A 17,741-nucleotide genomic window follows, 5' to 3' on the forward strand; every position below is an offset into this window, starting at 1 on the left:
AAAAATCGGCGCCGCGCTTCAGCCCGACTCCAAACACCGCAAAACCCGCACGCTTCGTAGCGTGGCGGGTTTTATTGTTGCTGCCTCACGCCAAAGACACCTCGTGCACCAGTGCCTCGGCCAAGCGGGCCTGCACGGCCTCGCGCTCGGCCAGGCGCTGGCGCAGGTCGGCGCACAGGCGGCGCAGGGCGGTGACGCGGGTGACGATGCGGGTTTGTTCGGGGAGGGGAGGCAACCCAATCACGATGCTGTTGAGCTTCGCCTGATTCATCTTCGGCTGCGCTGTTCCTGTGACATAAGGCTCCAGCGAAATCGCGTTGATGAACAGCGCCAAATAGGTCATCAACTCGGGATGCGTCGTGTCGATGACATGCGCGTGGTTGTTGACCCAGTACTTACCGTGCGCCAAAAATGCAATAGGAGTCGAACGGTTAATGAGGTTTGCCCCATCCTCGCCAATCAACAGCAGAGTCTTATCGAACAAAAAGCCATCGATCTTGTCGATCACACCAGAAGCGCCGTAATAGTCGTAGGTTTTCGCACGGTTTTCCCGATCGCTGGACGAAACTGGAATCCGTTCGCCATCCCGGTTGATAGAGGCATCGCCAAACCGCACCCACTCCCACCCCACAGGCAACGCAAACGGCTTTTCCTCGTCGGTGATGGGCGGCAGGGGTTTGTCGCGTTTGATCTGGCCTGCGGCGATGAGGCGGTCTTTTTCGGCGCGGATCTTTTTCAGCAGAACGCTGGCGGGTTCGTCGGTGGGGTCTTGGGGCACGAGCAGGCCGCGCACGGCCAGTTGCAGCAGGGTTTGCTCCAGGGCGTCGATGGCTTCGGGGCGGCCCGCCAGCAGGTCGAAGTGCTGGGCCACGCGCTGCCAGTTCTCAGCCAATTCCTCGGGCGTGGTGCTGGCGGTAAGCGCGCCCAGCAGGGTGCTGACCAGTTGGGCGTGTTGCGCGGCCTCCAGCCGGCCCTTGGCCTCCAGCGCATCGCACAGGCGCATGAGGGCATCGACGCGGGTGACGATGCGGGATTGTTCGGCGAGGGGTGGGAGCGGAAACACACAATGCTTCAACTCGGTCATGTTGATTGAAGCCAGATTCGTCGTTTGCTTGGCGGAGAACGCGAAATAGGCCCGCGCAACTGGAGAGTTCAGGAAAAGCTGCGCCCAAAGCGGACTCCATTCGGGACTGGTGCCACGCACTTTGAAAACGTGGTTCTGATGCAGGCACGTTGGCAACTCATCACGCCAGATGGCTGTCCGACCCACTTTGTCCCAGTCGCCGCCTTCTGTAATCAGCAAGTCGCCGTTGACCAACTGAAAACGAGCCAGCTCGGTGCGGTCGATGACGACCTCTTTTATCGCAGTCAGGTTCACGTGCCAGCGCTGCACATTAGCCACGCGTAGGTAAGGCAGCATGATTGGCGAGGGAATCGCTGTCTTTCGGCCCAAGGTGACGCCGCTCGAAATCAACGCCACGTCGCCAAATCTCACCCACTCCCACCCCTGCGGCAACGCAAACGGCTTTTCCTCCTCTGCAATCTCCGCCAGCGGCTTGTCCCGCTTGGATTTCCCTTCCGCGATCAACCGGTCTTTCTCGGCCCGAATCTTTTGCAGCAGGGCGCTGGCGGGCTCATCGGCAGGGTCTTGCGGCACCAGCTTGCCCTGCACGGCCAGGGTCAAAATCAGTTCCCGCAGGCGGGCCACGCCGCCGGGGGCGGTGGCCAATAAATCCAAATTTGATAGCAGCATGCGCTTATTCCTCAAGCGCCAGAGGCGTTTTGGTTCAACAAAGGGGCCAGCTTCTGCTGCGCCAGCAGGCTGAGGGCCTGGGCCTGTTGCAGACATTCGAGCAAGGCCTGCTCGGTGACCAGTTCACCGTCGTAGTCGCTCAGGTTGCGCTGTTTGCGCAGGGCGTCGAGCACGCGCACGGTGGCGGGGCTGACGCCCAGGGTGTGCACGAAGCAGCCGATGGTGGTCTGGTGGTGGCCCGGTTTGCTGGTAGAGGTGCGCCAGCCCTGGGCGTGCAAAGCGGCATCGGCCACGGCGCGGATGGCGGTGTAGGCGCAGTCGAAGCGGGTTTCCGGGCTGTTGTCGGTGCGCTGCGCGTCTTGCAGTCGGGTGCGCGCGGTGGCCAGCATTTTTTGCAGCAGGGCGGCAGAAAATGGCACCGGCGGATTCAAGTCCAAGTGCAACAAATATTCATTAATGCACTGAATCAGGCTGTAGGGTCAGCCGGGCCAAATGTTCGGCATAAACCTCAATGGGCTTGCTCCACCCCAGAGTCATCCTGGGGCGCCCATTGAGCTCATCGGCTACGGCATCCAGATACTGCTGGCTATAGCCGCTCAGATCAGTCCCCTTGGGGAAGTACTGCCGCAGCAATCCATTGGTGTTTTCGTTGGAGCCCCGCTGCCAGGGGCTGTAGGGGTCACAGAAGTACACCTTCATGCCCGTGTTCTCGGTGAGCTTGGCATGCTCTGCCATCTCACTGCCACGGTCATAGGTCAGGCTCTGGCGCATCGGGCTGGCAATGCCATTGAGCTTGTCGCTGAAGGCCTGCAGTACATGTGCCGCTGTCGCCGGGTTGGGGTGCGGCAGCTTGACCAGCACCACCAGGCGGGTCGTGCGCTCGAGCAGCGTGCCAATGGCACTGGCATTGCCTTTGCCCTTGATGAGGTCGCCCTCCCAGTGCCCGGGCAACTGACGATCCTCAATCTCGGGTGGGCGCACATGGATGCTCAGCAGGTCGGTGATTTGCCCACGCCGATCCTCGCCTTTGGAGCGCGGCCAGCGCTTGGCGCGGGCCATGCGCAAGCAGGCCACCAGCTCCTTCTTGAGCTCTCCGCGGGGCTGGGCGTAGATGCAGGTGTAGATGCTCTCGTGGGACACTTGTTTGCGCTTGTTGTCAGGGTGCAGTTTCTTCAACTGCCCAGCGATTTGCTGGGGAGACCAGTGCCGGAGCAGATAGTCGCGAACGATCTTGAACAAAGGTCCATCGCGGTGCAGTTTGGGCTGGGGACGGGCAAAGCATCTGCGCCTGTCGCTGCGTTGCTGGGCGAACTTGGAGGTGTAGGCCTTGGCGCCCGCATTGCGTTGGCATTCCCGGCTGATGGTGCTCTTGCAGCGCCCCAAGGCCCGCGCTATGGCACTGAGGCTTTGCTTTTGCTGCAGCCCCAAGGCGATCGCATGGCGTTCGCTCTCGCTCAACTGCTGGTAATTCTTCTTTGTCATCTTGACCTCAATTCTCGGTGTTGCACTTCGGAATTGAGGCCGCCACCTTGTCCAGTTGGCCGATGCGGGCCAGATTGTTCAGTTCTTCTTCAGGCATCGAGTTCTCCAATCAGCATCACTTTGGGCTTGGCCAGCAGCTCTTGCACAAAGGGGTTGCCTTCGGCTTGCTTGCGCATCCATTCGGCGGTGGTCATCACCTTGGGGTTGATCTCGCGGCCCAACTGGGTTTGGGCGGCGTGGGTGGCCTCCACCACCTGGGCAAAGCTGGCACTGCCCACCACCAGCACATCCACATCGCTGCCTGCATGGGCGCTGCCGTTGGCCATGGAGCCAAACACAAAAGCCAACGTAACCTGGTCGCCCAGCGGTTGCAGGGCCTGGCGCAGCACGTCGGCCAGCCCCGTGGTTTTGCGGATGAGGGCTTGCAGTTCGGCAAAAACGGGGTGGCCCTGGTTGGCCTGAAACTGCACCTGGTTGCCCACGCGCTCGCTGGTGAGCAGGCCGACGTGGCACAGCGCGTCCAGCTCTTTTTTCAGGGTGCCGGGGGCGGTCTGCGTCTGCCGGGCCAGCTCGCGCAGGTGCATTTTTTGGCCGGGCTGCATGAACAGCAGCGCCAGCACCTTGCGCCGGTACTGGTTGGGAAACAGCAGGTCAGACAGTGAGGTGTTTGTTTTCAAAGCAAGAACAATCGTTTTTAATTTGAAAACGTATTGTGCGCCAAACCGCCAGGGTCTGGACCCCGCCATGCCACGCACAACAGGTTTATGACCGCACCTCGGCCAGCAGCTCGGGGTGGCGGTCGAGCACCTTGAGCAGCTTGACCAGCGCCAGCGGGGGCCGGGTTTTGCCGGTTTCGTAGCGCGAGAAGGCGTTGACGCCGCCGCCAAATATTTCGGCGGCCTCGCGCTGGTCGAGCGCGAGCTTTTTGCGCACCTCGGTGATGTAGCCGGGGGCGACGAAGGCGGCGTTGACCTGCTGGGTGAAGGCACGCATCTCGCGCATGACGCGTTCGGTCTCGGCCGGGTCGAGCAAGGATTCATCGCAGGCCGGGCAGAAGTCGCCTGTCACGGCGGGGATGACGGTGCTTTCACCCTTGTAGGTGTAGGTTTCATCGCGGGTATCGTGAATGAGTTCGGCTGCGCCGCAGACAGGACATTTCATGTCATAGCTCCTTGAAAGACACGATCAGCAGGTCATCGACCACGGTCAACTTGAGATAGACATCCCCCAGCGGCGAGCTGGTGCGGTACACGTCTTGCCAGATGGTGTGGTCGGCATGGGTGGTCATGCTTTTATAAAAGTCTGACGCCTGCAGCGCCGAAATCACGGTCAGCATGCCTTGGAAGTCGATGCCCATGGCCTCTGCCCCGGTGCGCGCTGAACGCGTCACGCGAAACTTGCCATCTTGCAGCAGGGCCTTGACGACGGTCAGCTTGCAATGCGGTGTGCTCTTTTCCATGAATTTTAACCTACTTGGTTATTTTTCACCCAATGACTGCGCCAGAATGCCCTTGAGCTCGTCGCGCAGCGCCTGGGCCTCGGCCTGGAGGCGGGCGTAGTCGGCCAGCAGCACCTCGGGGTCGTGGCTGGTTTGCTCGCCGATGTGGGGGTTTTTCTGGTCGAGGTTCCAGTTGGCGGCCTTGATCTGCTCGATACCCACCTTCCAGGCGCGTTCGTTTTCCACGCGGGCGGCAAAGCCATCCTGCTCGGTGCCCCACCAGGCTTTCTCGGCGTCGAACTCTTCGATGCGGATGGGCTTGGTCTTGTTGTAGTTCTTCACGCCCGGCGGGTAGGGGTGCTCGTAATACCAGACATGCTGCGTGGGCTGGCCTTTGGTGAAGAACAGCAGGTTGGTCTTGATGCCGGTGTAGGGGGCAAACACGCCGTTGGGCAGGCGCACGATGGTGTGCAGGTTGCACTCTTGCAGCAGCTGCTCTTTGATGCGGCTTTTGACGCCTTCGCCAAACAGCGTGCCGTCGGGCAGCACCAGGGCGGCGCGGCCGTTGGTTTTGAGGATGTGCTTGATGAGCACCAGAAACAAATCAGCCGTTTCCTTGGTGCGCACGTCGGCGGGGTAGCCTTGTTCGATGCCGGGCTCTTCCACGCCGCCAAAGGGCGGGTTGGTGAGCACCACGTCCACGCGGTCGGCCTGGGTGTAATCGCGCAGGGGGCGCACCAGGGTGTTGTCGTGGCGGATGTTGCTGGGCACCTCGATGCCGTGCAGCAGCAGGTTGGTGACGCAGAGCATGTGGGGCATCTGCTTTTTCTCGACGCCGCGAATGCTGTTTTGCAGCACGGCCTCTTGGTCGGCGTTGTGCACCTGCTTGCGCAAATGCTCGATGGCGCAGACGAGAAAGCCGCCGGTGCCCGTGGCCGGGTCGAGCACCACCTCGCCGAGCTGCGGGTTGACCATGTCCACCATGAACTGGGTGACGGCGCGGGGGGTGTAGAACTCGCCCGCGTTGCCGGCGCTTTGCAAATCCTTGAGGATTTTTTCGTACAGGTCGTTGAACTGGTGGCGCTCGGCCTGGCGGTTGAAGTCGATGGCGTTGAGCTTGTTGACCACCTGGCGCAGCAGATGGCCGCTTTTCATGTAGTTGTAGGCGTCTTCGAACACGCCGCGCACCACGTAGCCACGCGGGTTGCGCGCGGGGTCGGCGCTGAGGCTTTTGAGGGTGGCAAAGAGCTGGTTGTCGACAAAGTCGAGCAGCGCCTCGCCGGTGATGCCTTCGGGGTTGGCCGCCCAGGCACGCCAGCGCATGGCCTCGGGGATGGGGCTGTGGTAGTGGTCGCGGGTGAGTTCGAGCTCTTCTTCAAGCGCGTCAAACACCTTCAAAAACAGCAGCCAGGTGAGCTGGCTGATGCGCTGGGCATCGCCATCGACGCCGCTGTCCTGGCGCATGATGTCCTGGATGGATTTGATGACGGGGGTGAGGTTGGACATGGGTTGAAGTATTTAAACAAAAATAGGCGCTAGCGCTTATAGAGTAAGCGCGAGCAGCTATCAAAAAAAGAGTGGTTGACGGCGCTGGCAGGGATGGACTTATTCATCCAGCCAATCCAGCTGCGGGCCTGCCGGTGGCCAGGTTCCAGCCTGCACGCGCTGCGCATACCAACGCAGCATGGCGGCGTCTTCGACGGCGTATTCACTGCGGGCGGATTTCCAGACCAGGCTGGGCTGGTGGGCACGCAGGCCCTCCAGGGCTTTTTGCGCCTTGGCCACGGTGACTTTGTCGCCTGTTTTTTCGGCGTAAAACTGCAAGGCATCGGCGTCGTAGGGGCGAAACCGGGTGCCCAGTTCCAGCATGCGCCACAGCACGGCTTGCTCCAATGGGCGCAGGGCGGTGTAGTCGCTCTCCATTTGTGCTTCATCGCTGCGCTGCTGCTCGGCCGCCTTGGCCAGCATGGCGTCTTCAAACCGGCCCGTGTGCGTGGCCAGGGGGCTGAGCACCTGGCCCAGGGCTTCCATGAAAAATTGCGGGCGCTGGCCAAAAAGGGCAAATGCCTCTGCCAAGGTGGCTTGGTTGACCTCGCCCAGGTCGGGCCGTTGGCGGGTGATGAGGTGGGCGATGTGGGCCACAAAATCCGGCCCCAGTTCCGGCATGCGCTGGATTTGCGAGCCGTAAAACGGGGCGGCGTTGGTGTTGACAAGGCGCAGCAGCTTGTCGCGGTCAGAGCCCGACATCACCAGCATGAGCTGGGCGTGGCCAGGCCGGTTGAGCTGGTCGCGGGCTGACTTGAGGGCCGCCATGGCGGTTTCGCCCGCTTCGCTGGTGAGGGCGTGCTGAGCCTCATCGATGATCAGTGCCACGGGGTTTTTGGCGGCCTCGACCAGGGCGCGCAAGGCATCGGCCAGTGTGCTGCCGTCGGTACGGCCAATTTTGGCGGTGTCGATCTTGATGCCGCCCACACTGATGCTTTCCAGCCCAGCGGAGCGGGCGGCTTTGGCCACCACACCGAGCTGCTTCAATAGCGCACGGCCTACGGCTTCAGCAATCAGACTGCCGGGGTCGCGCTTTTGGTCGGCCCACAAGTCCACGTACACCACCACCACCTGGCGCCGCGCCAGCTCGGGCATGAGGTCGGACTGCAAAAACGTGGATTTGCCCGTGCGCCGTGGCGCTGCAAGGAACAGGCCGTTGGGTGCATCACTGAAGGCGGCTTTACCTTGCAGGGCGTCTGCCAGCGCGGCGGCTAGCTGGGTGCGTGGGTAGTAGAGCATCAACTATCTTTAAATATCAATTTTTGAATATTTTATCTTTTTTAAGATAATTAAAGATATTCAAGGTGGCGTACCTTGCGATGGCGCGTACAGCTCCCGCTGTAGCGCTTGCAGGGCGCCCAGGTACTGCGGGCGGCCGCCAAAGCTGCGCACCAGCTCCACGGGGCTGCCCAGGTCGGTGAAGGGCTGGAGCTTGAAGATGTCGTTGCTCTCGATGGTGGCAATGCCCTCATCGGCGTATTTGTCGAGCAATGCTTCCAGCACCTTGCGGGCCACGGGGCCGTATTGGGTGAAGACGTTGCGCTTTTGCACGCGGCGGGCGCGCTCGCTGCGGGTGAGCGGGGGCTGGTCGTAGGCCACATGCAGCAGCAGATCGAACGGGTCGAGGTCCACCATGCCCGTGTGTGCCACCTCGTCGGCCAGGGCTTCCAACAATACGCCCTGCCCTTCGAGCTCTTGCAGCAGGGCGGCCTTGCGGTCGGCCTGTTGCCAGGCCTGCAGGAACTGGTCGAGCGAGTCGAAGCGCTTGCGCAGGTTGATGCGGGTGTAGTCGCGCAGGCTTTCGGTGATGAGCTTGCCCTCAGCGTTGAGGTACTGCACGCGCTCGCGGGCAATCATCACGGTGACGTTGTTGCCGAGGATGTATTTTTTGGGGCCATCACCCGCGCCGCTGCCGCCCGCGAAGGGCCCCAGGGGTTGGAGTGCGCCTGGGGGCTGGCCTTCTACGGGCTCAGGCTGAACGGGGTGGTCGGGATCGAATGGATGGGGTGAGCCGAGAGGCTCGGGCGGCGCCACGGGCTCGCCTGCGCCGGGTTCGTAGATTTGCACGGGCTCGCCGTCAAAGTCTTTGTCGGCAAACAGTTCGGTGGCGCGCTTGAAGTCGAGAATGGTGAACCAGGTTTTGCCCAGGTCTTCGCGCAGGCGGGTGCCCCGGCCAATGATCTGCTTGAACAGCGTCATCGACTTGATGCCCTGGTCCACCACGATGAGCTTGCAGGTTTGCGCATCGACCCCGGTGCTCATGAGCTTGGAGGTGGTGGCAATGACGGGGTAGGTTTTCTCGGGGTCGATGAAGTTGTCGAGCTCCAGCTTGCCCTCGGCGTTGTCGCCGGTGATCTGCACCACGTATTTGGGCTGGGTGGCGCACAGGTCGGCGTTGGCGTTGCTGAGCGCCTGGCGCATGCGTGCGGCGTGGTCGATGTCTTCGCAAAACACGATGGTCTTGGCGTAGCGGTCGGTGGCCTTCAAATATTCGGTGATCTTGGCGGCCACGGCCACGTCGCGCTGCTCCAGCACCAGCTTGCGGTTCATGTCGGCGCCGGTGTAGATGCGGTCTTCGATGGCGTGGCCATGCTTGTCGGTCATGCCCGCCGTGGGGCGCCAGCCGAAGGTGTCTTTGTCCAGATCGACGCGGATGACTTTGTACGGTGCCAGGTAGCCGTCTTCGATGCCTTGCTTCAAGCTGTAGGTGTAGACGGGCTCGCCGAAATAGTCAGTGTTGGAGACGTCTTTGGTCTCTTTGGGCGTGGCCGTGAGACCGATTTGCGTGGCGCTGGCAAAGTAGGTGAGGATGTCGCGCCAGGCGGAGTCTTCGGCCGCGCTTCCCCGGTGGCATTCGTCCACGACGATGAGGTCGAAAAAATCGGGGCTGAACTGCTTGTAGATGTTGCGCTCTTCCTCGGTGCCCGTGACGGCCTGGTAGAGCGAGAGGTAAATCTCAAAGGCTGTGTCCACCTTTTTGGTGGTTTTGTTCACAGCCAACGGAATTTGCTCTACCTCGGTCTGACCCTGTGCATTGATGCGTTCCACGCCTTTGCCATTGGGGCTGAGCTTGGCCATGGCGCCCTTGAAGGGGCGAAAGTCGTTGACCATGGTCTGGTCGATGAGGATGTTGCGGTCCGCCAGGAACAGGATGCGTTTTTTGGCGCCGCTCTTCCACAGGCGCCAGATGATCTGGAAGGCGGTGTAGGTCTTGCCGGTGCCGGTGGCCATGACCAGCAGCACGCGGTTTTGCCCGGCGGCGATGGCCTCGACCGCGCGGTTCACGGCGCCCAGCTGGTAGTAGCGCGGGGTTTTGTGCGGGGCGTAGTCAAACCCGGCCACGCGGCTTTGCTCGGCGGACCAGCCCTTCCAGGCGCAGTAGCGGCGCCACAGCTCTTGCGGCGAGGGGAATTCTTCGAGGGTGAGGTTTTGCTCCAGCACGCCGGTGGCCAGGGTGGCGTCGCGGAACACGAAACCGTCGCCGTTGCTGGCGAAGCTGAACGGCACATCAAGCAACTGCGCGTATTGCAGGGCCTGCCCCATGCCGGCACCGACAGCCTGCCGGTTGTCCTTGGCCTCGACCACGGCGAGCGGAATGTTGGCCTTGTAAAACAGCGCGTAGTCGGCCCGCAGCACCGTGCTCTTGTCGCGGTAGGCCTTGTTGCCGCGCACCACCACACGCCCGGCGCGCAAGGGGTATTCACGGAAGATCTGGTCCTGGCCGCTCCATCCCGCGTCCACCATGGCGGGCCGGATGAATTTGTCGCAGATGTCGCTTTCGGAGAGGTTGGTCTTGTCCATTCGGCAGTGCGCACTAACCTCGGGCAAGCAAGGGTGGCGGGTAGTTGTTACCGAATACTACCGCCACCGCGTGGCGCGCCGAAGATTCATGCCCCGCCGGGGCAGCCCTGCCGTGTCGTGCTGCCAGTCACAGCCAAAGCAATCGGGCGCCACCCGACCCGAGCGCAGCGATTGCTTCGGGCCTGCGCCAGTCGATTTCTTTGCAGTGCCACGCCCGTGCGTGCGCCGGTTTCATGGGGGCGCGTGGCGCATATGCACGGCCCTCAGCGCGGAGTATTGCGAATAATTCGCGTTTGCTTTACTATCTGACATTTCCAACCTCCAGAGATGTACTCCATGTCGAAGACCGTCAAAGCCCTGCTCACCGCCTGTGCCCTGGCCGCTGCTGCTGGTGCCGCCATCGCCCAGGAACAGGTGGTCAACCTCTACTCGGCGCGCCACTATTCCACCGATGAAGCCCTGTACACCGGCTTTACCAAGGCCACGGGCATCAAGATCAACCGGGTGGATGCGGACGACGCGGGCATTCTGGCGCGGCTGAAGGCGGAAGGCGCGGCCTCGCCTGCGGATGTGATCCTGCTGGTGGATGCAGCCCGGCTCTACCGGGGGGAAATGGACGGCCTGTTCCAGCCGATTCGCTCCAAAGTGCTGGAAGACGCCATCCCCACCAATCTGCGCAGTCTGCCGGCTGCCGATGGTGGCATCTCGTGGTTTGGCCTGTCTACCCGCGCACGACTGATCGTGTTCAACAAGGTCAAGGTGCAAAAGAGCGATGTGGATACCTACGAAGAACTTGCCGACCCCAAGAACAAGGGCAAGCTGTGCATTCGCTCGGGCTCGCACCCCTACAACCTGAGCCTGTTTGGCGCCGTGACCGAGCACCTTGGCGAACAGAAGGCCGAAGCCTGGCTCAAAGGCATGGTGGCCAACCTCGCCCGCGCCCCCAAGGGTGGCGACACCGACCAGATCAAGGCCGTGGCCGCTGGTGAATGCGACATTGCCGTCACCAACAGCTATTACCTGGCGCGCCTGATGCGCTCCACCAAGCCCGAAGATGTGGCCGTGGTCAACAAGGTGGGCGTGGTGTTTCCCAACCAGCAGTCGTGGGGCACGCACATGAACATTGCCGGCGGCGCCGTGGCCCGCCATGCCAAGAACCAGGCCAACGCCGTGAAGTTTCTTGAATACCTGGCCAGCCCGGAAGCGCAGAATTATTTTGCCAATGGCAACAATGAATGGCCTGCGGTCAAGGGCCTGAACATCGACAACCCCGCGCTCAAGGCCATGACGCAGGGCCAGCCCTTCAAGAGCGAAACCATTCCGATCAGCGCTGTGGGCGCCAACATCACCAAGGTGCAGCAGATTCTGGACCGCGTGGGCTTTCAATAAATCGGCCCCTGCGAACGCCCCCTCTTTTTGAGGGGAATTCGAATCCTGCCCGGCACTGCCCGGGCATTTTTTTGCCCGTCTGGGCGCGCATCCTTGGGTGATAATTGACGTTAACGTCAACGTCATTCACTGGAGACAGAACATGGAAATCAAGGGCAAAGTATTCATCGTGACCGGCGGCGCATCGGGCCTGGGCGAAGGCACGGCGCGCATGCTGGCCGCGCAGGGCGGCAAGGTCGTCATCGCCGACATGCAGGCAGAAAAAGGCGAAGCCGTTGCAAAGGACATCGGCGGCGCCTTCGTCAAATGCGATGTCAGCAGCGAAGCCGATGGCCAGGCCGTGGTGGCCAAGGCCGTTTCGCTGGGCAAGCTGATGGGTCTGGTCAACTGCGCGGGCATTGCCCCCGCAGAAAAAACCGTGGGCAAGAACGGCGCCCATGCGCTGGCCGTTTTCAGCAAGACCATCACGGTCAACCTGATCGGCAGCTTCAACATGATCCGCCTGGCCGCTGAGGCCATGTGCAAGAACGAACCCGAGGCCACCGGCGAGCGCGGCGTGTTGATTTCCACCGCCAGCGTGGCGGCCTACGACGGCCAGATTGGCCAGGCCGCTTATTCCGCCTCGAAGGGCGGCGTGGTGGGCATGACGCTGCCCATCGCCCGCGACCTGGCGCGCAACGGCATCCGCAACATGACCATTGCCCCCGGCATCTTCGGCACGCCTATGCTGTTTGGCATGCCCCAGGAAGTGCAGGACGCGCTGGCCGCCGGCGTGCCCTTCCCCAGCCGCCTGGGCACGCCGCAGGACTATGCCAAGCTGGCGCAGCACATCTTTGAGAACGACATGCTCAATGGCGAGGTGATTCGTCTGGACGGCGCCATCCGTCTGGCTCCGCGCTGAATAAGGATTGCTATTTAATTTATAGCTTCCAGCGCTTATCCATAAAGCGTTAGAGGCCAAATCAATGAAAACCCCGCAAACGGAAGCTTGCGGGGTTTTTTGCCGCACCCAGACACAAAAAAAACCGCTGCAGCCTTGCGACTGCAGCGGTTTCTTATCTGGCGGAGTGGACGGGACTCGAACCCGCGACCCCCGGCGTGACAGGCCGGTATTCTAACCAACTGAACTACCACTCCTGGCAGGCAGCTTTTGCTTGCATCTTTTCAATACAAGCCAAGCGCTACAACTTGGCGACCCCACGGGGATTCGAACCCCGGTACTCACCGTGAAAGGGTGATGTCCTAGGCCTCTAGACGATGGGGTCAAAACCTTGGAACTAACCGTATCTATCAACAAACTTTGGTGGAGGTAAACGGGATCGAACCGATGACCTCTTGCATGCCATGCAAGCGCTCTCCCAGCTGAGCTATACCCCCAAATTTCTCTGGTTCTCACCAAAGAAAAACCCTTGCACATCAAAGACCTGCAAGGGCTTTTGACTGGCGGAGTGGACGGGACTCGAACCCGCGACCCCCGGCGTGACAGGCCGGTATTCTAACCAACTGAACTACCACTCCTGGCAGGCAGCTTTTGCTTGCATTCTTCACACAAGCCAAGCGCTACAACTTGGCGACCCCACGGGGATTCGAACCCCGGTACTCACCGTGAAAGGGTGATGTCCTAGGCCTCTAGACGATGGGGTCAAAACCTTGGAACTAACCGTATCTATCAACAAACTTTGGTGGAGGTAAACGGGATCGAACCGATGACCTCTTGCATGCCATGCAAGCGCTCTCCCAGCTGAGCTATACCCCCACTTAATGACCTCGATCACATTGCAATCGTTGTCATCATCTGAGCCTTGAATTATAGACAGATTTTTAGCGGTTTCGCAAACGCGCTACAACTTTTTCACGTCCGACCAGTTCCAGCACTGCATCGACCGATGGCGTATGGGCCGACCCGACGGTCAGAACCCGCACGGGCATGGCCAGCTGCGGCATCTTCAGCCCCTGCGCCGTCAACACCTGCTTGAACGCCGCGCTGATGGACGCTTTGTCCCATGCGCATGCCGACAGGGCATCAGCCAGAGCATCCAGAGCGGGCGCAATCGCATCGGTCACATGCTGGGCACGCTCTGCTTCCGATGGCGATACAGGCCCATAAAACACAAAAGCCCAGTCCGCGAGCGCCACCGTGGTGTCGCACCGGTCCTTGAACAGGGCGCAGATGCGGGGCAGACGGCCGTCGGCCAGGTCTGCCGCAGCAATGCCGCGCTTTTCCAGCTGGGGGGCGACCAGGGCCGCCAGCGCATCGTCGGCCATGGCCTTGAGGTGCTGGGCGTTGACCCAGCGCAGCTTGGCTTCATCAAACTGCGTGGCGCTGCGGCCCAGGTGGTCCAGGTTGAACCACTGCAGGAACTGCTCGCGGCTGAAAATTTCGTCATCCCCATGGCTCCAGCCCAGGCGGGCAAGGTAGTTCACCATGGCGTCGGGCAGGTAACCCTCGTCGCGGTATTGCGTGACGGGCTTGGCGCCGTTGCGCTTGCTCATCTTTTCGCCCTGCTCGTTGAGCACGGTGGGCAGGTGGGCGTACACGGGCGGCTCCTTGCCCAAGGCGCGGAAGATGTTGATCTGGCGCGGCGTGTTGTTCACATGGTCGTCACCACGAATGACATGGGTGATGGCCATGTCGATATCGTCCACCACCACGCAGAAGTTGTAGGTGGGCGTGCCATCGGGCCGTGCAATCACCAGATCATCCAGTTCGTCATTGCTGATCTCGATACGGCCCTTGACCTTGTCGTCCCAGGCCACTACGCCGCCTTGCGGGTTCTTGAAGCGCAGCACCGGCTGTACACCCTCGGGCACGGCCGGCAGGGTCTTGCCCGCCTCCGGACGCCAGGTGCCGTCATAGCGGGGCTTTTCCTTGGCGGCCATCTGCTTTTCACGCAAGGCATCGAGTTCGGCCACGCTCATGTAGCAGGGATACACATGGCCCGCGGCCTGCAACTGAGCCAGCACTTCCTTGTAGCGGTCCATGCGTTGCATCTGAAAGAACGGACCTTCGTCATGGTCCAGCCCCAGCCAGGCCATGCCTTCAATGATCACATCCACTGCTGCCTGGCTGGAACGCTCGAGGTCGGTATCTTCAATCCGCAGGATGAAATCCCCGCCGGTGGCGCGCGCAAACGCCCACGGGTAAAGCGCCGAGCGGATATTGCCCAAGTGGATGAAGCCGGTGGGCGACGGTGCGAAACGGGTGCGCACATGCACGGTGGAATTCTGTTCAGTCATTGCGTAGAGGCCGGGCGCATCGGCCCGGCGTTGTTGTCTTGGTCAGCAGTTGCGGCAGTTACAGGCTCATGCGAAAGCCCGGCCAGCAATCGTCGTGTCAGGCGACCTGGGCGTTGGGCAGCGCCAGGCGGGAAGTATCTTCTTCGCCCTCCTCCACACCCACGCGGCCTTCGTTGAGTCGTGCAATATCGTCCGCCGTGATGTCTCCGGTGACATAGACCCCGTCGAAACACGAGGCATCAAACCCCGCAATGGCGGGATTGAGGGCACCGATCGCCCGCTTCATGCCATCCACATCCTGGTAGATCAGCGCATCACAGCCGATGGCCTGGCGCACCTCTTCCACCGTGCGGTCATGGGCCACCAGTTCGCTGCTGGTGGGCATGTCAATGCCGTACACATTGGGGTAGCGCACGGGTGGCGCCGCGCTGGCCAGATACACCTTGCGGGCACCGGCGTCGCGCGCCATCTGCACGATCTCGCGCGAGGTGGTGCCGCGCACGATGGAATCGTCCACCAGCAGCACATTGCGGCCCTTGAATTCGCTGCCGATTACGTTGAGCTTCTGACGCACCGACTTCTTGCGCACGCCCTGGCCGGGCATGATGAAGGTGCGGCCCACATAGCGGTTCTTGACGAACCCCTCGCGGTACGGAATGCCCAGCAGATGCGCCAGCTGGGTGGCGCTGGGGCGGCTCGACTCGGGGATGGGAATGATCACATCGATCTCGTTCGGCGGCACGGTGGACACCACCCGCTTGGCCAGCGTCTCGCCCAGGTTCAGCCGCGCCTGGTAAACCGAAATCCCGTCGAGCACCGAATCGGGCCGCGCCAGATAAACGAACTCGAAGATGCAGGGGTTGAGCTGCGGATTTTCTGCGCACTGGCGCGCATGCACCTGGCCGTCGAGCGTGATGAAGATGGCCTCGCCCGGGTCGATGTTGCGCTCGAAGACATGCGAGGTGCCTTCCAGCGCCACCGATTCGCTGCCCACCATCACGGTGCCATCCTGGCTGCGCCCCATGGCCAGCGGCCGGATGCCGTGGGGGTCGCGGAAGGCCAGCAGACCATGTCCGGCAATCAGTGCGATGACGGCATACGAACCCTTGATGCGCTTGTGCACGGCACGCACCGCCGTAAAGACGTCCTCGGGCTGCAGCGGCACGCCCCGGGTAGCCCGTTCAAGCTCGTGGGCAAATACGTTGAGCAGCACTTCCGAATCGCTGTCGGTGTTGGTGTGCCGATGGTCGGTCTGAAAGAGCTCGTTGCGCAGGGACAGCGCATTGGTCAGGTTGCCGTTGTGCACCAGCACGATGCCAAACGGCGCGTTCACATAAAACGGCTGCGCCTCTTCTTCGCTGAAGGCGTTGCCTGCCGTGGGGTAGCGTACCTGGCCCAGCCCCACATTGCCCGGCAAGGCCCGCATATTGCGCGTGCGAAACACATCGCGCACCATGCCCTTGGCCTTGTGCATGAAGAATTTGCGGCCCTGCTGGGTCACGATGCCTGCGGCATCCTGGCCCCGGTGCTGCAGCAGCAGCAAGGCGTCATAAATCAGCTGGTTGACGGGCGCTGCGCTGACGACGCCGACGATTCCACACATAGTTCGATTCCATCCATTTGCGGGAACATCCCCGCGCCAATTTTCTCGGCAGCAGCTTGTGGCCGCCACCCTGTCATGAAGGCAAATGCCTTGCAAATTCTTCCGGCAATGCGGGCTTCAAGCTCTTGAGCAAGCCCCCCAGCACCGGTGCGCTGTGCGACTCCTGCCACCACGCGGCCTCTTGCAGGGGCGTCAAACCCACCACCACGGCCACCACCAGCAGCAACACCAAGCCCCGCACCACGCCAAACAGAGCCCCCAGCGTTCGGTCCGCCGGACGCAACCCCATGGCGTCCACCAGCTTCTTGGCCAGCCAGGCCAGAAAGCCACATGCAAACACGGCGCCGACAAAGACCACGATGAAGCCCGCCGCATAGCGCAGTGCCCCATCGGAATCTCCCAAAGGCAGCATCGCTGCCATGTCGGCGGCAAACCACTGGGCCACAAAAAACGACGCTACCCAGCCCGCCACGGACAACACCTCAAACACCAGGCCGCGCCATGCGCCAATGGCCATCGATGCCAGCAAAACTGCCGCAAAAATCCAGTCCAACGATGCCACGGTGTGCGATGGGGTATGCAAGCAATCGTGCAGCCGACTGCGGCTACAGCGTCAGCACCGAGGCCGTCAACCCCAGTCCCTTGATGCGGCTGGCCGCCTTGTCGGCTTCGGCCCGGCTGGCCAGCGGCCCCACACGCACGCGCACGCGCTTGCCATCCTTGGTATCCACCACCTGGGTGTAGGTTTTGAGTCCGGCACGCTCCAGCTTGGTGCGCGCCTCACGGGCCTTTTCGGCATCGGCAAAAGCGCCCACCTGGACGATGAAGCGGCCATCCTCGGCCTGTGCACTGGCGGCGGGCTGTACCGCGCGCCCTTCCAGCAACGCCCGGGCCCGGGCCGCGTCCTCGGCCACCGGTGGCTTGTGCTCAGCGGGCGATGATGGTTTGGTATCAGGCTTGGCTTTGGGTTCCGGCTTGGGCTCGGGTGCCGCCGCGGCCTTTGGCTTGACTTCGGGTTTGGCGACAGCCTTTGCAGTGGCGGATTCCCCGGTCGGCGCCTTGGCAGCAGCACTGCGGCTGCTTGCCACCAGCTCCTCGCCATCGCCCAGGCTGGCCGCGGCCGCGCTGCGCTCTGGTGCTTGTGACGGCACGCCTGGTGCGGGTGCCTTGGGTGATTGCCCGGCGGGCCGCGATGAAGACGAATCGGACGTGCCAGCGGGCACAACCAGCGGCGCCACCTTGTTGCGGTCGGGGATTTCAATCGGAATATCCACCGGAATGGGGCGCGGCTGGGTATCAAACAGCAGCGGAAAACCCACCACACCGAGCAAGACCAGCACCGCAGCGCCAATGAGACGATGCTTTGCGCGCCGGCGCATGACTTCGATGCTCTCTGCCTGGGGCGAACGGGAGCGCTTGCCCGGCTTGTCAGCCTGTTCACTCTGACCCGGCCACCGAAACTTGAAAAATGCCATGGAATAGGGACTTGTGCG

15 protein-coding genes and 6 tRNA genes are annotated in these 17,741 nt (G+C 61.9%); 2 read left to right on the forward strand and 19 right to left on the reverse strand.

Going from position 1 to position 17,741, the window contains the following annotated elements; all coding sequences use genetic code 11:
* Nucleotides 1-85 precede the first annotated feature (85 nt).
* The 9 genes from CBP34_RS11840 to hsdR all read right to left on the reverse strand — a co-directional run bounded on the left by CBP34_RS11840 (nt 86) and on the right by hsdR (nt 10,019).
* A complete protein-coding gene (locus CBP34_RS11840) occupies nt 86-1,729 on the reverse strand; it encodes a restriction endonuclease subunit S (RefSeq protein WP_208616328.1) in 1,644 nt (547 codons plus the stop codon).
* Nucleotides 1,730-1,764: 35 nt separating this feature from the next.
* The gene (locus CBP34_RS11845; RefSeq protein ID WP_236748410.1) at nt 1,765-2,172 is read right to left on the reverse strand and encodes a hypothetical protein; all 408 of its coding nucleotides are present in this window, start codon (nt 2,170-2,172) and stop codon (nt 1,765-1,767) included.
* A gap of 34 nt (nt 2,173-2,206) precedes the next feature.
* Nucleotides 2,207-3,235, reverse strand: a complete 1,029-nt coding sequence (locus CBP34_RS11850) for an IS30 family transposase (protein ID WP_094097336.1) — start codon at nt 3,233-3,235, stop codon at nt 2,207-2,209.
* A gap of 89 nt (nt 3,236-3,324) precedes the next feature.
* Nucleotides 3,325-3,912, reverse strand: a complete 588-nt coding sequence (locus CBP34_RS11855) for a nucleotidyltransferase domain-containing protein (protein ID WP_086912709.1) — start codon at nt 3,910-3,912, stop codon at nt 3,325-3,327.
* Nucleotides 3,913-3,997: 85 nt separating this feature from the next.
* Nucleotides 3,998-4,396 (reverse strand): type II toxin-antitoxin system MqsA family antitoxin, encoded by a 399-nt coding sequence (locus CBP34_RS11860; protein WP_086912710.1) that lies wholly within the window; start codon nt 4,394-4,396, stop codon nt 3,998-4,000.
* Between the two features lies 1 nt (nt 4,397).
* Nucleotides 4,398-4,694 carry a type II toxin-antitoxin system MqsR family toxin gene (locus CBP34_RS11865; RefSeq protein WP_094098128.1) on the reverse strand — a complete coding sequence of 99 codons (297 nt, stop codon included), beginning with the start codon at nt 4,692-4,694 and terminating at the stop codon, nt 4,398-4,400.
* Between the two features lie 18 nt (nt 4,695-4,712).
* Complete coding sequence (locus CBP34_RS11870; protein WP_094098129.1) at nt 4,713-6,179, reverse strand: type I restriction-modification system subunit M; 1,467 nt, start codon at nt 6,177-6,179, stop codon at nt 4,713-4,715.
* 99 nt (nt 6,180-6,278) lie between these two features.
* On the reverse strand, nt 6,279-7,457 hold the full coding sequence (locus tag CBP34_RS11875) for an AAA family ATPase (protein WP_094098130.1): 1,179 nt from the start codon (nt 7,455-7,457) through the stop codon (nt 6,279-6,281).
* Between the two features lie 60 nt (nt 7,458-7,517).
* On the reverse strand, nt 7,518-10,019 hold the full coding sequence (gene hsdR, locus CBP34_RS11880; RefSeq protein ID WP_094098131.1) for an EcoAI/FtnUII family type I restriction enzme subunit R: 2,502 nt from the start codon (nt 10,017-10,019) through the stop codon (nt 7,518-7,520).
* A gap of 336 nt (nt 10,020-10,355) precedes the next feature.
* Here hsdR and CBP34_RS11885 point away from each other — a divergent pair, with 336 nt between their 5' ends.
* Both CBP34_RS11885 and CBP34_RS11890 read left to right on the forward strand, forming a co-directional pair.
* On the forward strand, nt 10,356-11,408 hold the full coding sequence (locus tag CBP34_RS11885; protein WP_094099158.1) for an extracellular solute-binding protein: 1,053 nt from the start codon (nt 10,356-10,358) through the stop codon (nt 11,406-11,408).
* Between the two features lie 142 nt (nt 11,409-11,550).
* A complete protein-coding gene (locus CBP34_RS11890; protein WP_094098132.1) occupies nt 11,551-12,309 on the forward strand; it encodes a 3-hydroxyacyl-CoA dehydrogenase in 759 nt (252 codons plus the stop codon).
* A gap of 159 nt (nt 12,310-12,468) precedes the next feature.
* Here CBP34_RS11890 and CBP34_RS11895 read toward each other — a convergent pair.
* The 10 genes from CBP34_RS11895 to CBP34_RS11940 form a co-directional block, all read right to left on the reverse strand.
* Nucleotides 12,469-12,545, reverse strand: a tRNA-Asp gene (locus CBP34_RS11895).
* A 52-nt stretch (nt 12,546-12,597) separates the two neighbouring features.
* Nucleotides 12,598-12,673 (reverse strand) — tRNA-Glu (locus tag CBP34_RS11900).
* A 36-nt stretch (nt 12,674-12,709) separates the two neighbouring features.
* A tRNA-Ala gene (locus CBP34_RS11905) sits at nt 12,710-12,785 on the reverse strand.
* A 64-nt stretch (nt 12,786-12,849) separates the two neighbouring features.
* Nucleotides 12,850-12,926: transfer RNA gene (locus tag CBP34_RS11910), tRNA-Asp, on the reverse strand.
* 50 nt (nt 12,927-12,976) lie between these two features.
* Nucleotides 12,977-13,052, reverse strand: a tRNA-Glu gene (locus CBP34_RS11915).
* A 36-nt stretch (nt 13,053-13,088) separates the two neighbouring features.
* Nucleotides 13,089-13,164: transfer RNA gene (locus CBP34_RS11920), tRNA-Ala, on the reverse strand.
* Between the two features lie 65 nt (nt 13,165-13,229).
* Nucleotides 13,230-14,645, reverse strand: a complete 1,416-nt coding sequence (gltX, locus tag CBP34_RS11925; protein WP_094098133.1) for a glutamate--tRNA ligase — start codon at nt 14,643-14,645, stop codon at nt 13,230-13,232.
* A 97-nt stretch (nt 14,646-14,742) separates the two neighbouring features.
* Nucleotides 14,743-16,248, reverse strand: a complete 1,506-nt coding sequence (purF, locus tag CBP34_RS11930) for an amidophosphoribosyltransferase (protein ID WP_094098134.1) — start codon at nt 16,246-16,248, stop codon at nt 14,743-14,745.
* A gap of 73 nt (nt 16,249-16,321) precedes the next feature.
* Nucleotides 16,322-16,810, reverse strand: coding sequence for a CvpA family protein (locus CBP34_RS11935; RefSeq protein ID WP_086927624.1), 489 nt, complete (start codon nt 16,808-16,810; stop codon nt 16,322-16,324).
* A 43-nt stretch (nt 16,811-16,853) separates the two neighbouring features.
* A complete protein-coding gene (locus CBP34_RS11940; protein ID WP_094098135.1) occupies nt 16,854-17,723 on the reverse strand; it encodes an SPOR domain-containing protein in 870 nt (289 codons plus the stop codon).
* Between the last annotated feature and the right edge of the window lie 18 nt (nt 17,724-17,741).

This window comes from Acidovorax carolinensis, assembly GCF_002157145.1.
Classification (GTDB): domain Bacteria; phylum Pseudomonadota; class Gammaproteobacteria; order Burkholderiales; family Burkholderiaceae_C; genus Acidovorax; species Acidovorax carolinensis.